Below are 15,127 nucleotides of genomic sequence, written 5' to 3' on the forward strand. Positions count from 1 at the left end.
GCAGCCGCTCAGTCCCACGCCAAGGAGGACCGGTGTCGCCAGTACTCGCCCGGGTCCTCGGCGAGGGCCGCCAGCGCGGCCAGCTCGGTCGTCCCCAGTTCCAGCGTCGTGGCCCGCAGGTTCGCCTCGAGCTGCCCCGGGCTCGCCGGGCCGATCACGGCCGCGTCGACCCAGTCCTGCGCCAGCACCGCCGCGACGGCGACCGCGTCCGGCCCGGTCCCGCGCGCCGCCGCGGCGTCGACCACGACGGACGGCGCCTCGACCGCGAGCCGGCCGTTGGCCAGGGTTTCCTTGACCAGCACCCGTTTCCCGGCCGCGTGCGCGGCCCGCAGCGCCGGACCCGCGGACGGCTCCAGGAGGTTCCACGTCGACTGCACCGCCGAAAACACCGGCCGCCCGGCCACTTCCAGCGCGAACGCCCGCTCGATCGCGTCCGCCTGCGCCGGGCCGGAGGTGGAGAACCCGACCGCGACGCCGTTCGCGGAGAGTTCCGCCAGCGCCTCGAGCAGCGGCTCGTCGGTGAACAACGGACTGTCCACAGTGAGCGAATGCACCTGGTACAGACCCACGCGATCCCCCAGCAGCGCCAGGGTTTCCGCCCACTGCGCCGCGAACCGGGCCGCCGAGTGCTCCTTCACCTCGTGCACCTCGACGTCGAGCCGCCAGTCCCCGACGTAGGCGTAGCCCCACTTGCTCGAGATCCCGACGTCGGTGTGCCCGCGCTCGGCGAGCCAGCCGGCCAGGAACTCCTCCGAGCGCCCGTACGACCGCGCGACGTCGACGTGCCGGACGCCCGCGGCGTAGGCGTCGTCGAGCACCGCGAAGGTCGCGGCCCGCATCGAACCGACGTCCCGCACCGGCGGCAGCGCGCCGTCCCGGCCCAGGTTGATGTAGGCGGGCCGGCCCAGTGCCGCCAGGCCGAGGGCGATGCGATCCATGGGTCCCCTCACGCCGTCTGCTTGTGCCGGAGGATGGCCAGCCACTGGTCGGAGTTCTGGGCCTGCCGGTGGAGCTTCTCCAGGCGGGCCGCCGGGGCCCGGACGTAGCCCTTGCCGAAGACGGGGGCGATCTGACGGAGGCTCGCGCCGCCTTCACGGGCGGCCAGCAGGGCCCAGTCGGACGCGTCGGCGCAGGCCGCGGAAGCACGGCGGAGCTCGCCGAGGATGTCGATCAGCTCCTGGGCGCTCACCTCCCCCGCCTGGACGGCGGCGGCCGTCGTCTCGAGCCAGGCCAGGACGTCGGATTCGGTGATGGGCGCGCGGGGGCGGCGGATTTCTTCGCTCACAGCCGGTGAGTATAGGGCGTTATACGACGATATACTCGGCGCCAGCCATGACGACACGCACCGAATCCCAGCCGGACGCCGAGCAGCTGCTCGAGGTGTTCAAGGCGCTCGCGAACCCGGTTCGGCTGCAGGTGCTGCGGTGGCTGCGGGAGCCCGAGCGGCACTTCCCGGCGGACCGGGCCATCGCCGATCCGGCGGAGGTCGGGGTGTGCGTGAGCCACATCCAGGAGAAGCTGGGTCTCGCGCAGTCGACCGTCTCGGCGTACATGGCCGCGTTGCAGCGGGCCGGCCTGGTGCGGGCGACGCGCGTCGGCAAGTGGACGCACTACAAGCGCGACGAGGCGCGGATCGCCGCGTTCGTCGACGTGCTCGGGCACAGCCTCTGACCGGCTCCTCTCCCCTGCGCAGCCCCCTTCTCGACCGTCATATCGAATATCTGCGATACTTCGATTCATGGCTACGATCGAGAACCTGCGGCTCGGCCGCTACGGCATCTGGACGTTCGACTTCGAAGACCAGCCGGCGAGCCTGATCCGGGACTCCGCGCAAGAACTCGAAGAGCTCGGCTGGCCGGCCCTGTGGATCCCGGAGGGGAACGGCCGGGAAGCCCTGACGCACGCCGGGTTCCTGCTGGCGTCCACCGAACGCCTCACCGTCGTCAACGGGATCGCGCAGATCTGGTCCCGCGAGCCGCACTGGACCCGCGGCGCAGCCCTGCTGCTGGCCGACGCGTACCCGGACCGCCATCTCCTCGGCCTCGGCTTCGGCGGCACGCCGCGCCCGAAGCCGCTCCAGGCGATGAGGGGCTACCTCGACGCCATGGACGCCGCCACGAGCGCCAATCCCGCCCCCGGGGCCCCCATGAGGCGCCTGCTGGCGGCGTACGGCCCGAAGATGCTGGAGCTGGCCCGCGACCGCTCGGCGGGCGCGCACACCTACCACGTGACGCCGGACCACACGGCCCAGGCGCGGGAGATCCTCGGCGAGAAGCCGTTCCTCGGCGTCGAACACGCCGTGCTCTTCGAGACCGACGCGGCCGAGGCGCGCCGGATCGCCCGCGAGCACCTGCACCCGTACCTGACCCAGCAGTACAACATCGCGAAGTTCCGGCGGCTGGGCTACACCGAGGCGGACATCGACGGCGGCCGCGGCAGCGACCGGCTCGTCGACGACCTCGTCTTCTGGGGCGACCTCGACACGGTCACGGCGAAGCTGCACGCCCACCTCGACGCGGGCGCCGACCACGTCGGCATCCAGGTCATCGGAGTCGCGCCGGGCAGCTCGGCCATGCCGCACTGGCGCCGGCTCGCCGAAGCGCTGCTACCCGCCGGCGTCGGCGCGTAGCCCGAACCGCGCGGTGCAGTGCCAGACGCGCTTGAGCACCTGGGGGTCGTGCCGGCCGGCGCGGACGGCGTCACCGATGACACGGGCGTCCAACCAGCCCTCCTCGGCGATGTCCTCGCCGGCCCGCACGACGTCCTCGCCGCGGTAGTCCGCGTGCTCCGCGAGCGCCGTCACCGAGAGCCGGAACCCCGGGTGCCATTCCGTGGGGAACGGCAGCTCGGCGGCCGCCGCTTCGATGTCGGTCCCGCGGAACGCCGGGTCCAGCACCAGCGCCGCCACGTCGGACTCCAGCCGGAGCGGGCCGTGCACGTGAGCCTCGACGTAGTCGTCGAGTTCGTCCGGCGCGTCCGCTTCGACGAGGGGGATCAGCGGCAGGTGCGCGGCCGTGCCGAAGGCGGACGGCTCGGCGAAGCTGTCCGGGTAGCAGAACGTGACCCGCGCCAGCACCTCGCGCTTCAGGCGCAGGTGAGCCGAGCCGAACCGGACGGAACCCCCGGCCGGGCGGCGGCGGTGGTTCAGGGAGCCGTACTTCGGCCGCACCGAGGGTGGCAGGTTGTCGTAGACCCCGCCGAACATGCGGTGCTCCCAGCGCCACCGGTCGCCGCCCGGGTGCGCGGTGAGGCCGCCGTTGCCCGTCCCGGTTTCGAACTGCGAGCGGTACACCCCGTCGGACACCCAGTGCCGCAGCAGCGGCACCGCACCCACCAGCCGGTCCGGGTGGAAGTGCAGGGTGACATCCAGGTCCGCCGGCAGGGGCGGCCCCGAGACCCGGCTCTCGACGTAGGTGATCGCCCGTCGCCACGGCTCTTCCCCGGTCCCCCTGGACATGGGTGACATTCCAGTCCTCCGAGGTATAGGCCGTTATACAGAGGGAGAAGTCCGAAAACCGCTGGCTTCGCGGCCGGTCCGGCGGCTTGACTGCGCGCATGTCGTTCGGAGTCACGGGTTTCGGGGTCACGGTGCGGTTCGCGCTGTTGGCGGTCGTCTGGGGAGCGAGTTTCCTGTTCATCAAGGTGGGTCTCGGCGGCCTCTCCCCCGCCCAGGTCGCGCTGGCCCGCGTCGCGCTGGGCGCGCTGGCGCTGGCCGTGGTGCTGGTGCTGCGCCGGCGCGCGCTTCCCCGGGATCCGGTGCTGTGGGGCCATCTCGCGGTGGTGTCGGTGCTGCTGTGCGTGGTGCCGTTCCTGTTGTTCTCGTGGGCGGAACAGTACATTTCATCCGGTCTGGCCAGCATCTTCAACGCGACGACGCCGCTGGTCACGATGCTGATCGCGGCCGCGGCGCTGCCCGAGGAGCGGTTCACGCCGCCGCGGGTGCTCGGCCTGCTGCTGGGTTTCCTCGGCGTGCTGACGATCGTCGGGGTGTGGCACGGCATCGACGTTTCGCACCAGCTGACGGCGCAGCTCGCGTGTCTCGGCGCGACGACGTGTTACGGCGCGTGTTTCGTCTACATGCGCCGGTTCGTCTCACCACGCGGGACGGATCCGGTCGTCGTGGCCTTCGGGCAAACGGGTTTCGCGACGGTGATCCTGGGCCTGCTGGCCCCGGCGATCGCGACGGCGCCGGTCCGCCTCGACCTGCCGGTGGTGGCGAGCATGGTCGCACTCGGCGTGTTCGGCACCGGGATCGCCTACGTCTGGAACGTCCGGATCATCGCCGCGTGGGGCGCCGCGAACGCTTCGGCGGTGACGTACCTGACTCCGGTCGTCGGCGTGCTGCTCGGCGTGCTCGTGCTGGGGGAACCGGTGAGCTGGAACCAGCCGGCGGGCGCGCTCCTGGTGGTGCTGGGCATCCTCGCCGCCCACGGCAGGGTGCGCGTGCGGCGCGCGGCGCCGGCCGAAGCCGAACTCGTCCGCCGCTAGACACGCCGATGGGGCGGCCGCCGTGGCGACCGCCCCATCGGGCGCTCGGAACTACAGGTACTGACCGGTGTTCGTGGCGGTGTCGATCGCCCGCCCCGAGTCCTGGTTCTTGCCGGTGACGAGCGTGCGGATGTAGACGATCCGCTCACCCTTCTTGCCGGAGATCCGGGCCCAGTCGTCCGGGTTGGTGGTGTTGGGCAGGTCCTCGTTCTCCGCGAACTCGTCGACGATCGCGTCCAGCAGGTGCTGCACGCGGAGACCCGGCTGCTGGGTCTCCAGCACCGACTTGATCGCCGACTTCTTCGCCCGGTCCACGATGTTCTGGATCATCGCGCCCGAGTTGAAGTCGCGGAAGTACAGGACTTCCTTGTCCCCGTTGGCGTAGGTCACCTCGAGGAACCGGTTCTCGTCGCTCTCCTCGTACATCCGCTCGACGGTGTGCTGGATCATCGCGTCGAACGTCGCCTTGGCGTCGCCGCCGAACTCGGCGAGGTCGTCGGCGTGGATCGGCAGGCCTTCGGCCAGGTACTTGGAGAAGATGTCCTTCGCGCCTTCGGCGTCCGGACGCTCGATCTTGATCTTGACGTCGAGCCGGCCCGGCCGCAGGATCGCCGGGTCGATCATGTCTTCACGGTTGGAGGCGCCGATGACGATGACGTTCTCCAGGCCTTCGACACCGTCGATCTCCGACAGCAGCTGCGGCACGATCGTGGTCTCGACGTCGGACGACACGCCCGACCCACGGGTACGGAAGATCGAGTCCATCTCGTCGAAGAACACGATCACCGGGGTGCCCTCGGAGGCCTTCTCCCGCGCTCGCTGGAAGATCAGGCGGATGTGCCGCTCGGTCTCCCCGACGAACTTGTTGAGCAGCTCGGGGCCCTTGATGTTCAGGAAGTAGGACTTCCCGTCCGCCGCGTCGCCGCGGGCCTCGGCCACCTTCTTGGCCAGCGAGTTCGCCACCGCCTTCGCGATGAGCGTCTTGCCGCAGCCCGGCGGGCCGTAGAGCAGGACGCCCTTCGGGGGCCGCAGCTGGTACTCCTGGTAGAGGTCGGCGTGCAGGAACGGCAGTTCCACCGCGTCCCTGATCTGCTCGATCTGCCGGGTGAGGCCGCCGATGTCCTCGTAGCGGACGTCCGGCACCTCCTCCAGCACCAGGTCCTCGACCTCCGCCTTCGGCACGCGCTCGTACGCGTAGCCGGCCTTGGAGTCGACCAGGAGCGAGTCGCCCGGCTTGAGCGGCTGCTCCGCCAGCAGATCGGAGAGCAGGACCACCCGCTCTTCGTCCGCGTGCCCGACCACCAGCGCGCGAAGGCTGCCGCCCTCGACGTCGGCGGCGAGCACCTCACGCAGCGCACACACCTCACCGGTGCGTTCGAAGCCGCCGGCCTCGACCACCGTGAGCGCCTCGTTGAGCCGCAGCGCCTGTCCGCGCTGCAGCGACGAGAGTTCGACCGCGGGTGAGACCGACACCCGCATCTTCCGGCCGGCCGTGAAGACGTCCACCGTGTTGTCCTCGTAGGCCTCGACGAAGACGCCGTAGCCGGACGGTGGCTGGGCCAGCCTGTCGACCTCTTCACGGAGAGCGAGGAGCTGTCCTCGCGCTTCGCGCAGGGTTTCGACCAGTTTGGTGTTGCGTTCGGTGAGCTGGCTCACCCTTTCCGAGGCCTCGGCGAGCCGCTGTTCGAGAACTCGGTTCTGCCGTGGCGAGTCGGTCAGTTTGCGGCGCAGCAGCGCCACTTCCTCCTCGAGAAAACGGATCTGCCGAGCCTGCTCGTCCGCCGTCGTCCCAGCTCCGGATGTTGCTGAAGGGTCGGCCTCCTCGCGCCGACCTCCGGGAAGGTCATGATGCATCGGGCACCTCCTCGGAGTGCTTTTCATTCCACGGTACCGGCGATCACCGACAAGAAAAGGCCTTTCCGCATCACAAGATCGGCGCGTCGCGGTTTCCCAGCCTCCCCCAGCACGGACATTCCCGCAGCGCAAGCGGCCATTTCGGTGCCGTGGCGGGGGTGCTCGACGGGTTCGACCGGGCCGGGGTGAAGCCAGCACGACGGGAGTACCCCGCCCCCGGGACCGCCAACCCCGGCCGGGGCGGGCATTCCGGGCCAGTTCCGCCCTAACCGCGCGGCGGCCACGCCCGGTGGCTAGCATCGGGCCGACGTCGGCGCACGGATGGCCGGGTCTCTACGAAGGAACGCTAGGGGGCACCACTCATGACCTACCCGCCGCAGCAACCGGGCGGCTACGGCCAGCAGCCCGGCGGCTACGGGCAGCAGCCCGGGCCGTACGGCCAGCCCCAGCAAGGCGGCTACCCCCAGAGCGGACCGCAGCCGCAGCCGGGCTACGGCGGCACCCAGCAGTTCGGCCAGCCCGCGCCCTACGGGCAGCAGCCCCAGCAGGGCGGTTACCCGCCCCAGACGGGCCCTCAGCCCCAGCAAGGCGGCTACCCCCAGTACGGGCAGCAGCAGGACCAGTGGGGCCAGCAGCCGGGCGGCTACGACCAGCAGCAGCAGGGCTTCGGCGGGTACGACCCGTACGGCGGCGGCGGCTTCGGCGACGCTCCCCCGCCCAAGAAGAAGAAAACCGGGCTCATCATCGGGATCGCGGCCGCCGCGGTGGTCCTCGTCGGCGGTGGCGTGACCGCGCTGGTCCTCGCCAACGGTGACGACGACCAGACCGCGGCCCCGCCGGCCGGCAGCAGCACCTCGGCGGCCCCGTCGACCGTGCCGAAGGCGTCCACGCCGAAGCCCAAGTCCACCACGCCGACCAGCCCGTCGACGAAGAGCACGAAGCCCGCGGGCGGCCCGGCCCCCAGCGGCAGGCCGAGCTCGCAGGAGCTGTTCGACACGACGATCGCCGCGTACAACGCCGGCGACGAGAAGGCGCTGGGCGACACCATCTGCCGCAGCGTCTTCGAGGGCACCACCGGTGAGATCCCGAAGGTCACGGTGAAGCTGACCGGCTCGCCGACCGACAACGGGGACAAGTCCACCGTGCGGTACTCGGCCACCGACGGCAGCAAGACCAAGGTCGGCACGATGTCGGCGCAGAAGGAAGCCGGGCTGTGGTGCCTGTCCAAGGTGCAGGCGGACGGCTCGTGAGCCCGCGACGGCGGTGAACCGCGCGCTCGTCGCCGGGCTGGTGCTGCTCGGCGTGGCCGGTGCGGGCGTGGTGCTGGGTCTGGTGCTCGTCGCGCCGACCGGCTCCCCGCCCGCCTCGTCGAGCCCGCCCCGGCCGCCGACCCGCCCGTCGGTGCCGCCCGCGCCCGACGCGGCCGACACGGCGGCGGTGCGGGTGCTGGCCCGGGCGATCGTCGACGCGATCGCCGCGCACGACTCGTCGGCGTTCGGCAAGCTGACGTGCCGCCCGCAGAGCGCCGAGGCGCTGGCCGGGCTGCAGCGGACGTGGGACGCGGCCGGCCCGGTCACCGCGACCCTGCCCGAGCCCCCGGTCCTGCGCGGCGAATCCGCGACGGTGGTGGTGCACGTCGAAGCGGCGGGCGGCACCAAGGACACGCCGTTCCCGCTGCACAAGGAGAGCGGCCGCTGGTGCGTGCCCGGCTAGGACCCGCGCCGTCCTGAACGCCGCTCGACCGCTGGTTGCGTCCTCGGCTGGCGCCCGCGCCCCCTGACCACCCGTCGGTACGTGCCCGGCTAACGCCCGGCTCGTCCTGAACGCCGCTCGGCGGACCTCAGCCCTTGCCCTTGCTGGGCCGTCGCGACACGCGCGGGGACACCGTTCCGTCCGCCAGCCGCCGGGCGGTGAGCAGGAACGCCGTGTGCGCCACCATCCGGTGGTCGGGCCGGACCGCCAGGCCCACCACGTGCCAGGGCCGCATCAGCGTCTCCCACGACTCGGGCTCGGTCCAGCACTGCTGCTCGCGCAGCGACTCCGTGACCCGCGAAAGCTGGGTGACGGTCGCCACGTACACGGTCAGCACGCCGCCCGGCACCAGGTGGGCGGCCACGTTCGGCAGCTGGTCCCAGGGGGCCAGCATGTCCAGCACGACCCGGTCGACCTCGCCCTCGTGCGAGGCCAGGTCCGCGACGGTCAGCGACCAGTTCGCCGGCTTCTCGCCGAAGAACTTCTCGACGTTGCGCTCGGCGTGTTCGGCGTGGTCGTCGCGGATTTCGTACGAGTGCACGTGCCCGGCCGGGCCGACCGCGCGCAGCAGCGAGCACGTCAGCGCGCCGGAGCCGGCGCCCGCCTCGAGCACACGCGCGCCCGGGAAGATGTCGCCCCACATCACGATCTGCGCGGCGTCCTTCGGGTAGATCACCTGCGCGCCGCGGGGCATCGAGAGCACGTAGTCCGGCAGCAGGGGGCGCAGCGCCAGGTAGGTCGAGCCGCCCGCGGACGTGACGACCGATCCCTCGGGACGGCCGATCAGGTCGTCGTGGGCGAGCGCGCCGCGGTGGGTGTGGTACTCACCACCGTCGGCCAGCGTCAGGGTGTAGTGCCGCCCCTTCGAGTCGGTCAACTGCACCCGATCACCCGCGCGAAACGGTCCGCTGACCGACAACACTTCCTCCGATACCCCGAATGGCCGACGACAGATCTTCGCAGGCCGCCCGGACGGTGGTACCGCCGGGTCTCAGCGGGTCCGGCGGTTCAGGGCGGCCCGCAGGTCGTCCCGGCGCAGCACGCCCGCCGGGCGGCCTTCGTCGTCGACGACGAGGAACTGCCACGCCGGGGTCTCGCGGACGCGCTCGACGATGTCCTCCCCCGGTTCCGACGCCAGCAGCACGGTCTCGGCCCGGATCGGCTCGGCCGCCAGCTCGGCCGGCGCGTGCGGCGACAACCCGGCGAGCCGTTCGGCGGCGCCTTCGTCCAGGAGCCCGGCCGCGACGCCGTCGGCGCGGACCAGCACCACGCCCCGGCCCGCCGACGCGGCCAGCGCGTCCGACACCGGGCTCTCGGCAGGCAGCTGCAGCACCGGCCGGACCAGCTCGCCCAGGACGAGGCCGTCCGGCCAGGTGCGGCGCGCCTCGGCGGCCAGCTCGGAGCGCGCGCCGAGGATCACGAACCACGCCGTGACGACGCAGACGCCCAGCCGCAGCCAGCGGTCCGGGCTCGCGGTCGCCAGGCCCCACAGCGCCCACACGATCAGCCCCGCGGCCACCACCGCGCCGCCCGCGACGGCGGCCCGCGTGCCCTTGGCGCGGATGCCGGTGGCCGCCCAGACGCCGGCGCGGACCAGCCGCCCGCCGTCCAGGGGCAGGCCGGGCAGCAGGTTGAACACGCCGACGGCGAGGTTCGCGACCGCGCACTCGGCCACCAGGAGCCAGACCGCGCCGTCCGGGGGCACGGCGAACATCAGGAGGCCGCAGAAGCCGCCCAGCAGCAGCGACACCGCGGGTCCGGCCGCCGCGACCAGGCCCTCGTCGCCGGGGCGCTTGGGCGTGCGGGCCACTTCGGACAGGCCGCCGAGGAGGAACAGGCGCAGCCGCCGCACCGGGATCCCCAGCCGCAGCGCGACGAGGCAGTGGCCGAGCTCGTGGGCGAGCACCGACAGGCCCAGCAGCAGCGCGAAGGCGCCGGCCAGCAGCCACGACGTCGCCGCCGAGGCGTCCGGGAGCAGCCGCCCGACCAGCGGCGCGTAGAGCACGACGACGATCAGCGAGCCGATCCACCACGACGGCGCCAGCAGCACCGGCACGCCGGCGACCCGGAACAGCACGAGGCCACCGTCGGACAGCACGGCCTGCCGGGTGCCCCCGGTGCCCTGCTCACTGGTCGCGGCCATGCCGAGAGCCTAGAGCCCCGGGTGTGGGGAGCGGGTGATCCGGCCCGGATGGTGTCGCCCCCGCCCGACACGCGTGCCCAGCCGGACGACACGCGTTCCTGGACGGCCGACACGCGTACCCAGCCGGACGACACGCGTACCTGGGCGGTCGGCTCGTCGCCGGGCCCGAGCCGACTGTTGCGGTACGCCAGCCGAACCTTTTGGGGCGGGGCTGTCCGGCTGGGTGGGGGTGCCGGGCGTTGCGGTCGCCGGAACTGTCGGACCCCGGCGTTACGCTCTGCCCATGCCCGACGCCGACACCGTCACCACGGAACCCCCAGCCTCCGCCGTCGCCACCGAGGTGCGGCGGCGGCCCGCGTTGTCGCCGTCACGGGCCAGTGACTTCAAGCAGTGCCCGCTGCTCTACCGGTTCCGCGCGGTCGACCGGCTGCCGGAGGTCCCGACCAAGGCCCAGCTGCGCGGCACGCTCGTCCACTCGGTACTGGAGCGGCTGTTCGCGCTGCCCGCCGTCGAGCGCGTGCCACCGCGGGCGCGCGAGCTGCTGGGTCCGGCGTGGACCGACCTGTCCGCGGACCGTCCGGAGTGGACGGAGCTGTTCGACGGCGGGAAGCCGGACGACCACGCGGAATGGCTGCGGTCGGCGGAAAAGCTGCTCGACGCCTACTTCGAGCTGGAGGACCCGCGGCGGCTCGAGCCGGAGGCCTGCGAGCTGCACGTCGAGATCGAGCTCGGCTCCGGGGTCCTGCTGCGCGGCTACATCGACCGCGTCGACGTCGCGCCGACCGGCGAGATCCGGGTCGTCGACTACAAGACCGGGGCCGCGCCGCGCGAAATCGGCGAGGCCAAGGCGATGTTCCAGATGAAGTTCTACGCCGTGGTCCTGTGGCGGCTGCGCGGGATCGTGCCGCGCCAGCTCAAGCTCATGTACCTGACCGACGGTCAGTCGCTCGCCTACACGCCGGACGAAGCCGAGCTGGTGCGCTTCGAACGCACCCTGGAAGCCATCTGGCAGGCCATCCTGAAGGCGGGTAAGACGGGCGACTTCCGGCCGAACAAGAGCAAGCTGTGCAACTGGTGCGACCACCAGGCGCACTGCCCCGAGTACGGTGGCACGCCGCCGGAGTACCCCGGCTGGCCGGAGCCCGACGCGGGCGACGAGACGCCGCTGGACCGGGCCGACTGATGGCCGACGCGTTCTACGTCCCGCTCGGCGGCGGCCGGTTCTCCGCGACCGGGCACACGGCCGGGCCGTGGTCCTCGGACTCGCAGCACTTCGGCCCGCCGTCGGCGCTGCTCGTCCGGGCCCTCGAAAACGTCGATCCTGCCCACCCGGCGTTGCTCGCACGGGTGACCGTGGAGATCCTCGGCCCGGCACCGATCGCCGAACTCCTCGTGCGGGCCCGCGTGGACCGGCCCGGCCGGTCGGTGGAGCTGTTGCAGGCGGAGCTGGCGAGCGCGGACCGCGTCGTGGCGCGCGCGTCGGCGTGGCGCATCGCGACGTCCGACACGGCGGAGGTGAGCACCGACGCCGGTCCGCTCCTGCCGGCGCCGGCCACCGTCGAGGAGTCGCCGTGGCCGGAGGGCTGGCAGAGCGGCTACCTCGACGCGATGGAGTGGCGCGCGGTGCGCGGCGGCATGGACGTGCCCGGCCCGGCGGCGGTGTGGGCGCGCCAGCGCGTCCCGCTGGTCGACGGCGAGGAGCCGAGCGGGCTGCAGCGGCTGTTCACGGTCGCCGACTCCGCCAACGGCGTGTCGAACTACCTCGACCCCCGGAAGTGGTGGTTCATCAACTCCGAGCTGACCGTGCACCTGCGGCGGCCGCCCTCGGGCGAGTGGATCGGCCTGGACGCGGTCACGCTGGTCGGGCGCGACGGCATCGGCACGGCGACCAGCATCCTGCACGACGCCGGCGGGCCGGTGGCCACCGGCGCGCAGGCGCTGATGGTCCGGCCGCGACAGGCCGGGGGCGGATAGCCACCCACAACCGGCCCGCATCCAATAACCTTCGCGGAACGACCGACTTGAGGAGCGCTCCGGCATGCAGATCACCTCGGTGGTCAACCAGAAAGGCGGGGTCGGCAAGACCTCACTGAGCGTCGGCACCGCGGCCGCACTGGCCGAGCGGGGCCGGCGGGTGCTGCTGGTCGACCTCGACCCGCAGGGCCACGCGACGACCGAGATGCTCGGGTTGTCCGAAGTGCCCGCGGACCGGCCGAGCCTGGCGAAGGCGCTGGCCAAGACGTGGAAGGGCCCGATCGAGGAGCTCGTCGTCCCGCACCCGCGCAGCAACCTCGGCCGCGGCGGCGCGCTCGACGTCGTGCCGACGTCGCCGGGGATGTTCGACCTGATCCGGCGGCTCGACTCGTTCCGCGTGCCCGGCTGGCAGCTGGCGCGGGTCATCCAGTTCGCCAACTACGACCACTGCGTCATCGACTGCCCGCCGGCGCTGGACGTGCTGACGAACAACGCGCTGGCGGCGTCGCACGGCATCCTGGTGCCGGTCCAGCCGGACAAGACGAGCATCCGCGCGCTGCGGCTGCTGGCCGACCAGGTGCGGTACGTCGAGCAGACGGTGGGGCGGCAGCCGCTGTCGTGGTTCGGCCTGGTCCCGAGCCTGTACCGGCGGCCGATCTCGCACTACGCGGCCGCGGCGCTACAGGAGATGTACGACTTCGGCATCCCGATGCTGTCGCACCTGCCGCTGGGCGTGGTGATGAACGAGGCGGCCGCGAACGGCGTCCCGGTCACGACGTTCGCGCCGGAGACGTTGCAGGCGCTGTCGTTCCGCGAGATCGCGGGCACGCTGGACAGCTACCTCGAGCACAACTCCGCCCCGGCGGTGGTCCCGGCCGACGAGGAGTTCGTCTTCGAAGACTTCATCTCCGAGGTGGCGGTGGCCCGCAACGTCAACGACAACGGCGCCCGCAAGGGGCTGTACGACCTGCTGCCGAAGAAGCCGCACCGGCCCCGGTGAGCGGGTGCGCGGGCGGGAAGCGGTTTCCCGCCCGCACACCGGCGGTTCGCGCGCGGCGCGAGCGGATCGCGCCGCGCGGCTCACAACCTGCGGTAGATGCGCGGCGTGGGCAAACATGCCACCCGGCTCACAACCTGCGGTGGTGAGCCGGGCACGCCGCCCGGCTCACAAGCGGCAGGAGCGGATGTCCGACGCCAGGATCGCCTTCGCGCCGACCTCGGCCAGCTCGTCCATGATCCGGTTGACCTCCTTGCGCGGCACCATCGCCCGCACCGCCACCCAGTCTTCGTGGGCGAGCGGGGCCACCGTCGGCGACTCGAGGCCCGGGGTGATCGCGATCGCGCGCTCCACCAGGGTTCGCGGGCAGTCGTAGTCCAGCATCATGTACTGCTGCGCGAACACGACCCCGCGCAGGCGCGCGGCCAGCTGCGACTTCGGCTTGCTCTCCGGTGTCCCGCGACGCTGCAGCAGCACCGCCTCCGACACGCAGATCGGGTCGCCGAAGGCCACCAGGTTGTGCTGGCGCAGCGACCGGCCGGACTCGACCACGTCGGCGATCGCGTCCGCGACGCCGAGCTGGATCGAGATCTCCACCGCGCCGTCGAGGCGGATCACCTCGGCCTCGACGCCGTGGCGGGCGAGGTCGTCGCGGACCAGCCGCGGGTACGACGTCGCGAGCCGCTTGCCGTGCAGGTCGGCCGGCTTCCAGTCCCGGCCCGCCGGGGCCGCGTAGCGGAACGTCGAGCCGCCGAAACCGAGCGCCTGGACCTCCTCCACCGGGGCGCCGGAGTCGAGCGCGAGGTCGCGGCCGGTGATGCCGAGGTCGAGCTCGCCGGAGCCGACGTAGATCGCGATGTCCTTGGGCCGCAGGAAGAAGAACTCGACCTCGTTCACCGTGTCGAGCACCGTCAGGTCGCGCTGCTCATGCCGCTTCCGGTAGCCCGCCTCGCCGAGCATCTCCGTCGCCGCGGCGGCGAGGGCTCCCTTGTTCGGCACGGCAACACGCAGCATTTCGCTTCTCTCCTCGTTCCTCGCCCGGTCCAGCACCGGGCGAACCCGTCACAGGTAGCGGTAGACGTCCTCGGTCGACAGGCCACGGCCGAGCATCAGCACCTGCACCCGGTACAGCAGCTGCGAGATCTCCTCGGCGAGGCGCTCGTCGGACTCGTGCTCGGCGGCGATCCACACCTCGCCGGCTTCCTCGAGCACCTTCTTGCCCTGGGCATGGACTCCCGCGTCGAGGGCGACGACGGTGCCGGACCCGTCGGGACGGGTACGCGCGCGCTCGGCAAGCTCCGCGAACAGCTCATCGAAGGTCTTCACGGTCCGCGATCCTTCCATCCCGGACCCCGCGGCGCCGCCCCGGCCCGCCGGGGATGCTGCCCATCTCACACGGCCGTGGACCTCCGCTCCCACCAGCTGGGATCAGAAGAGCGCGCCCTGCTCGAAGTCCAGCAGGTACCGCTTGCGCTCGAGGCCGCCGCCGTAGCCGGTGAGCGAACCGGTGGAGCCGACCACCCGGTGGCACGGGACGATGATGCCGATCGGGTTCTTGCCGTTGGCCAGCCCCACCGCGCGGGAGGCTCCCGGGTTGCCGAGCCGGTCGGCGAGCTCGCCGTAGGAGATCGTCGTGCCGTACGGGATCTTCCGCAGCTCGGCCCACACCGCCTGCTGGAACGGCGTGCCCGCGAAGGAAAGCGGGACGTCGAACTCGCGCCGCTGCCCGGCGAAGTACTCCTTCAGCTCGGCTTCGGCGCGGTCGAAGATCTCCGCGCCCGGATGGTGCGAGCCGAAGGTCGGCTCGTCCGGGCGGTGGCGCTGATCGGCCATGTAGAGGCCGCGGAGCGCGTCGCCCTCGGCGACCAGCGTCAACGGGCCGCACGGGCTGTCGACGACGGCGTGGGTGCGCATGGTTT

At 72.3% G+C, this 15,127-nt stretch carries 17 protein-coding genes; 8 read left to right on the forward strand and 9 right to left on the reverse strand.

Annotated elements, in window-relative coordinates; genetic code table 11:
• Positions 1–8: 8 nt before the first annotated feature.
• Together ACH54P_RS05490 and ACH54P_RS05495 are read right to left on the reverse strand one after the other, a co-directional pair.
• Positions 9–938, reverse strand: coding sequence for an aldo/keto reductase (locus ACH54P_RS05490; RefSeq protein ID WP_489911225.1), 930 nt, complete (start codon positions 936–938; stop codon positions 9–11).
• A gap of 8 nt (positions 939–946) precedes the next feature.
• Positions 947–1,285 (reverse strand): hypothetical protein, encoded by a 339-nt coding sequence (locus tag ACH54P_RS05495; RefSeq protein ID WP_489911226.1) that lies wholly within the window; start codon positions 1,283–1,285, stop codon positions 947–949.
• 47 nt (positions 1,286–1,332) lie between these two features.
• Here ACH54P_RS05495 and ACH54P_RS05500 point away from each other — a divergent pair, with 47 nt between their 5' ends.
• Positions 1,333–1,671, forward strand: a complete 339-nt coding sequence (locus tag ACH54P_RS05500) for an ArsR/SmtB family transcription factor (RefSeq protein ID WP_489911227.1) — start codon at positions 1,333–1,335, stop codon at positions 1,669–1,671.
• Between the two features lie 67 nt (positions 1,672–1,738).
• Positions 1,739–2,629, forward strand: a complete 891-nt coding sequence (locus ACH54P_RS05505) for a TIGR03620 family F420-dependent LLM class oxidoreductase (protein ID WP_489911228.1) — start codon at positions 1,739–1,741, stop codon at positions 2,627–2,629.
• Here ACH54P_RS05505 and ACH54P_RS05510 read toward each other — a convergent pair.
• Positions 2,606–3,457, reverse strand: a complete 852-nt coding sequence (locus ACH54P_RS05510) for a DUF3626 domain-containing protein (RefSeq protein ID WP_489911229.1) — start codon at positions 3,455–3,457, stop codon at positions 2,606–2,608. The two genes, ACH54P_RS05505 and ACH54P_RS05510, sit on opposite strands and share 24 nt — an antisense overlap.
• Before the next feature lie 98 nt (positions 3,458–3,555).
• Here ACH54P_RS05510 and ACH54P_RS05515 point away from each other — a divergent pair, with 98 nt between their 5' ends.
• The gene (locus ACH54P_RS05515) at positions 3,556–4,488 is read left to right on the forward strand and encodes a DMT family transporter (RefSeq protein ID WP_489911230.1); all 933 of its coding nucleotides are present in this window, start codon (positions 3,556–3,558) and stop codon (positions 4,486–4,488) included.
• A gap of 51 nt (positions 4,489–4,539) precedes the next feature.
• Here ACH54P_RS05515 and arc read toward each other — a convergent pair whose 3' ends face one another.
• Positions 4,540–6,342: a proteasome ATPase gene (gene arc, locus ACH54P_RS05520; protein WP_489911231.1), complete on the reverse strand. Its 1,803-nt coding sequence runs from the start codon at positions 6,340–6,342 to the stop codon at positions 4,540–4,542.
• A 362-nt stretch (positions 6,343–6,704) separates the two neighbouring features.
• Here arc and ACH54P_RS05525 point away from each other — a divergent pair, with 362 nt between their 5' ends.
• Together ACH54P_RS05525 and ACH54P_RS05530 are read left to right on the forward strand one after the other, a co-directional pair.
• Entirely contained in the window at positions 6,705–7,592 is an 888-nt protein-coding gene (locus tag ACH54P_RS05525; protein ID WP_489911232.1) for a hypothetical protein, read from the forward strand.
• Between the two features lie 13 nt (positions 7,593–7,605).
• Positions 7,606–8,055 (forward strand): hypothetical protein, encoded by a 450-nt coding sequence (locus ACH54P_RS05530; protein ID WP_489911233.1) that lies wholly within the window; start codon positions 7,606–7,608, stop codon positions 8,053–8,055.
• Positions 8,056–8,182: 127 nt separating this feature from the next.
• Here ACH54P_RS05530 and ACH54P_RS05535 read toward each other — a convergent pair whose 3' ends face one another.
• On the reverse strand, positions 8,183–9,013 hold the full coding sequence (locus tag ACH54P_RS05535; RefSeq protein ID WP_489911234.1) for a tRNA (adenine-N1)-methyltransferase: 831 nt from the start codon (positions 9,011–9,013) through the stop codon (positions 8,183–8,185).
• A gap of 72 nt (positions 9,014–9,085) precedes the next feature.
• Positions 9,086–10,237, reverse strand: coding sequence for a site-2 protease family protein (locus tag ACH54P_RS05540; RefSeq protein WP_489911235.1), 1,152 nt, complete (start codon positions 10,235–10,237; stop codon positions 9,086–9,088).
• A gap of 283 nt (positions 10,238–10,520) precedes the next feature.
• Here ACH54P_RS05540 and ACH54P_RS05545 point away from each other — a divergent pair, with 283 nt between their 5' ends.
• The 3 genes from ACH54P_RS05545 (at position 10,521) to ACH54P_RS05555 (ending at position 13,211) form a co-directional block, all read left to right on the forward strand.
• Positions 10,521–11,420, forward strand: a complete 900-nt coding sequence (locus tag ACH54P_RS05545) for a RecB family exonuclease (protein ID WP_489911236.1) — start codon at positions 10,521–10,523, stop codon at positions 11,418–11,420.
• Positions 11,420–12,211 carry a thioesterase family protein gene (locus tag ACH54P_RS05550; RefSeq protein ID WP_489911237.1) on the forward strand — a complete coding sequence of 264 codons (792 nt, stop codon included), beginning with the start codon at positions 11,420–11,422 and terminating at the stop codon, positions 12,209–12,211. Before ACH54P_RS05545 ends, ACH54P_RS05550 begins: the two co-directional genes overlap by 1 nt.
• 64 nt (positions 12,212–12,275) lie before the next feature.
• Positions 12,276–13,211: a ParA family protein gene (locus ACH54P_RS05555; RefSeq protein ID WP_489911238.1), complete on the forward strand. Its 936-nt coding sequence runs from the start codon at positions 12,276–12,278 to the stop codon at positions 13,209–13,211.
• A 165-nt stretch (positions 13,212–13,376) separates the two neighbouring features.
• On the opposite strand, the gene hisG is transcribed toward ACH54P_RS05555, so the two are convergent.
• The 3 genes from hisG to ACH54P_RS05570 form a co-directional block, all read right to left on the reverse strand.
• Entirely contained in the window at positions 13,377–14,222 is an 846-nt protein-coding gene (hisG, locus tag ACH54P_RS05560; RefSeq protein ID WP_489911239.1) for an ATP phosphoribosyltransferase, read from the reverse strand.
• A 48-nt stretch (positions 14,223–14,270) separates the two neighbouring features.
• The gene (locus tag ACH54P_RS05565) at positions 14,271–14,534 is read right to left on the reverse strand and encodes a phosphoribosyl-ATP diphosphatase (RefSeq protein WP_013226745.1); all 264 of its coding nucleotides are present in this window, start codon (positions 14,532–14,534) and stop codon (positions 14,271–14,273) included.
• A 102-nt stretch (positions 14,535–14,636) separates the two neighbouring features.
• Positions 14,637–15,122, reverse strand: coding sequence for a methylated-DNA--[protein]-cysteine S-methyltransferase (locus tag ACH54P_RS05570; protein WP_489911240.1), 486 nt, complete (start codon positions 15,120–15,122; stop codon positions 14,637–14,639).
• Between the last annotated feature and the right edge of the window lie 5 nt (positions 15,123–15,127).

The organism is Amycolatopsis sp. N2S4-7, assembly GCF_058119595.1.

What these genes read in the sequence shown, in the direction of transcription:
- ACH54P_RS05490 (WP_489911225.1), bottom strand. Translation starts at nt 938, where the DNA reads ATGGATCGCATCGCCCTCGGCCTGGCGGCACTGGGCCGGCCCGCCTAC.
- ACH54P_RS05500 (WP_489911227.1), top strand. Translation starts at nt 1,333, where the DNA reads ATGACGACACGCACCGAATCCCAGCCGGACGCCGAGCAGCTGCTCGAG.
- ACH54P_RS05505 (WP_489911228.1), top strand. Translation starts at nt 1,739, where the DNA reads ATGGCTACGATCGAGAACCTGCGGCTCGGCCGCTACGGCATCTGGACG.
- ACH54P_RS05510 (WP_489911229.1), bottom strand. Translation starts at nt 3,457, where the DNA reads ATGTCCAGGGGGACCGGGGAAGAGCCGTGGCGACGGGCGATCACCTAC.
- ACH54P_RS05515 (WP_489911230.1), top strand. Translation starts at nt 3,556, where the DNA reads ATGTCGTTCGGAGTCACGGGTTTCGGGGTCACGGTGCGGTTCGCGCTG.
- arc (WP_489911231.1), bottom strand. Translation starts at nt 6,342, where the DNA reads ATGCATCATGACCTTCCCGGAGGTCGGCGCGAGGAGGCCGACCCTTCA.
- ACH54P_RS05525 (WP_489911232.1), top strand. Translation starts at nt 6,705, where the DNA reads ATGACCTACCCGCCGCAGCAACCGGGCGGCTACGGCCAGCAGCCCGGC.
- ACH54P_RS05540 (WP_489911235.1), bottom strand. Translation starts at nt 10,237, where the DNA reads ATGGCCGCGACCAGTGAGCAGGGCACCGGGGGCACCCGGCAGGCCGTG.
- ACH54P_RS05545 (WP_489911236.1), top strand. Translation starts at nt 10,521, where the DNA reads ATGCCCGACGCCGACACCGTCACCACGGAACCCCCAGCCTCCGCCGTC.
- ACH54P_RS05550 (WP_489911237.1), top strand. Translation starts at nt 11,420, where the DNA reads ATGGCCGACGCGTTCTACGTCCCGCTCGGCGGCGGCCGGTTCTCCGCG.
- ACH54P_RS05555 (WP_489911238.1), top strand. Translation starts at nt 12,276, where the DNA reads ATGCAGATCACCTCGGTGGTCAACCAGAAAGGCGGGGTCGGCAAGACC.
- hisG (WP_489911239.1), bottom strand. Translation starts at nt 14,222, where the DNA reads ATGCTGCGTGTTGCCGTGCCGAACAAGGGAGCCCTCGCCGCCGCGGCG.
- ACH54P_RS05570 (WP_489911240.1), bottom strand. Translation starts at nt 15,122, where the DNA reads ATGCGCACCCACGCCGTCGTCGACAGCCCGTGCGGCCCGTTGACGCTG.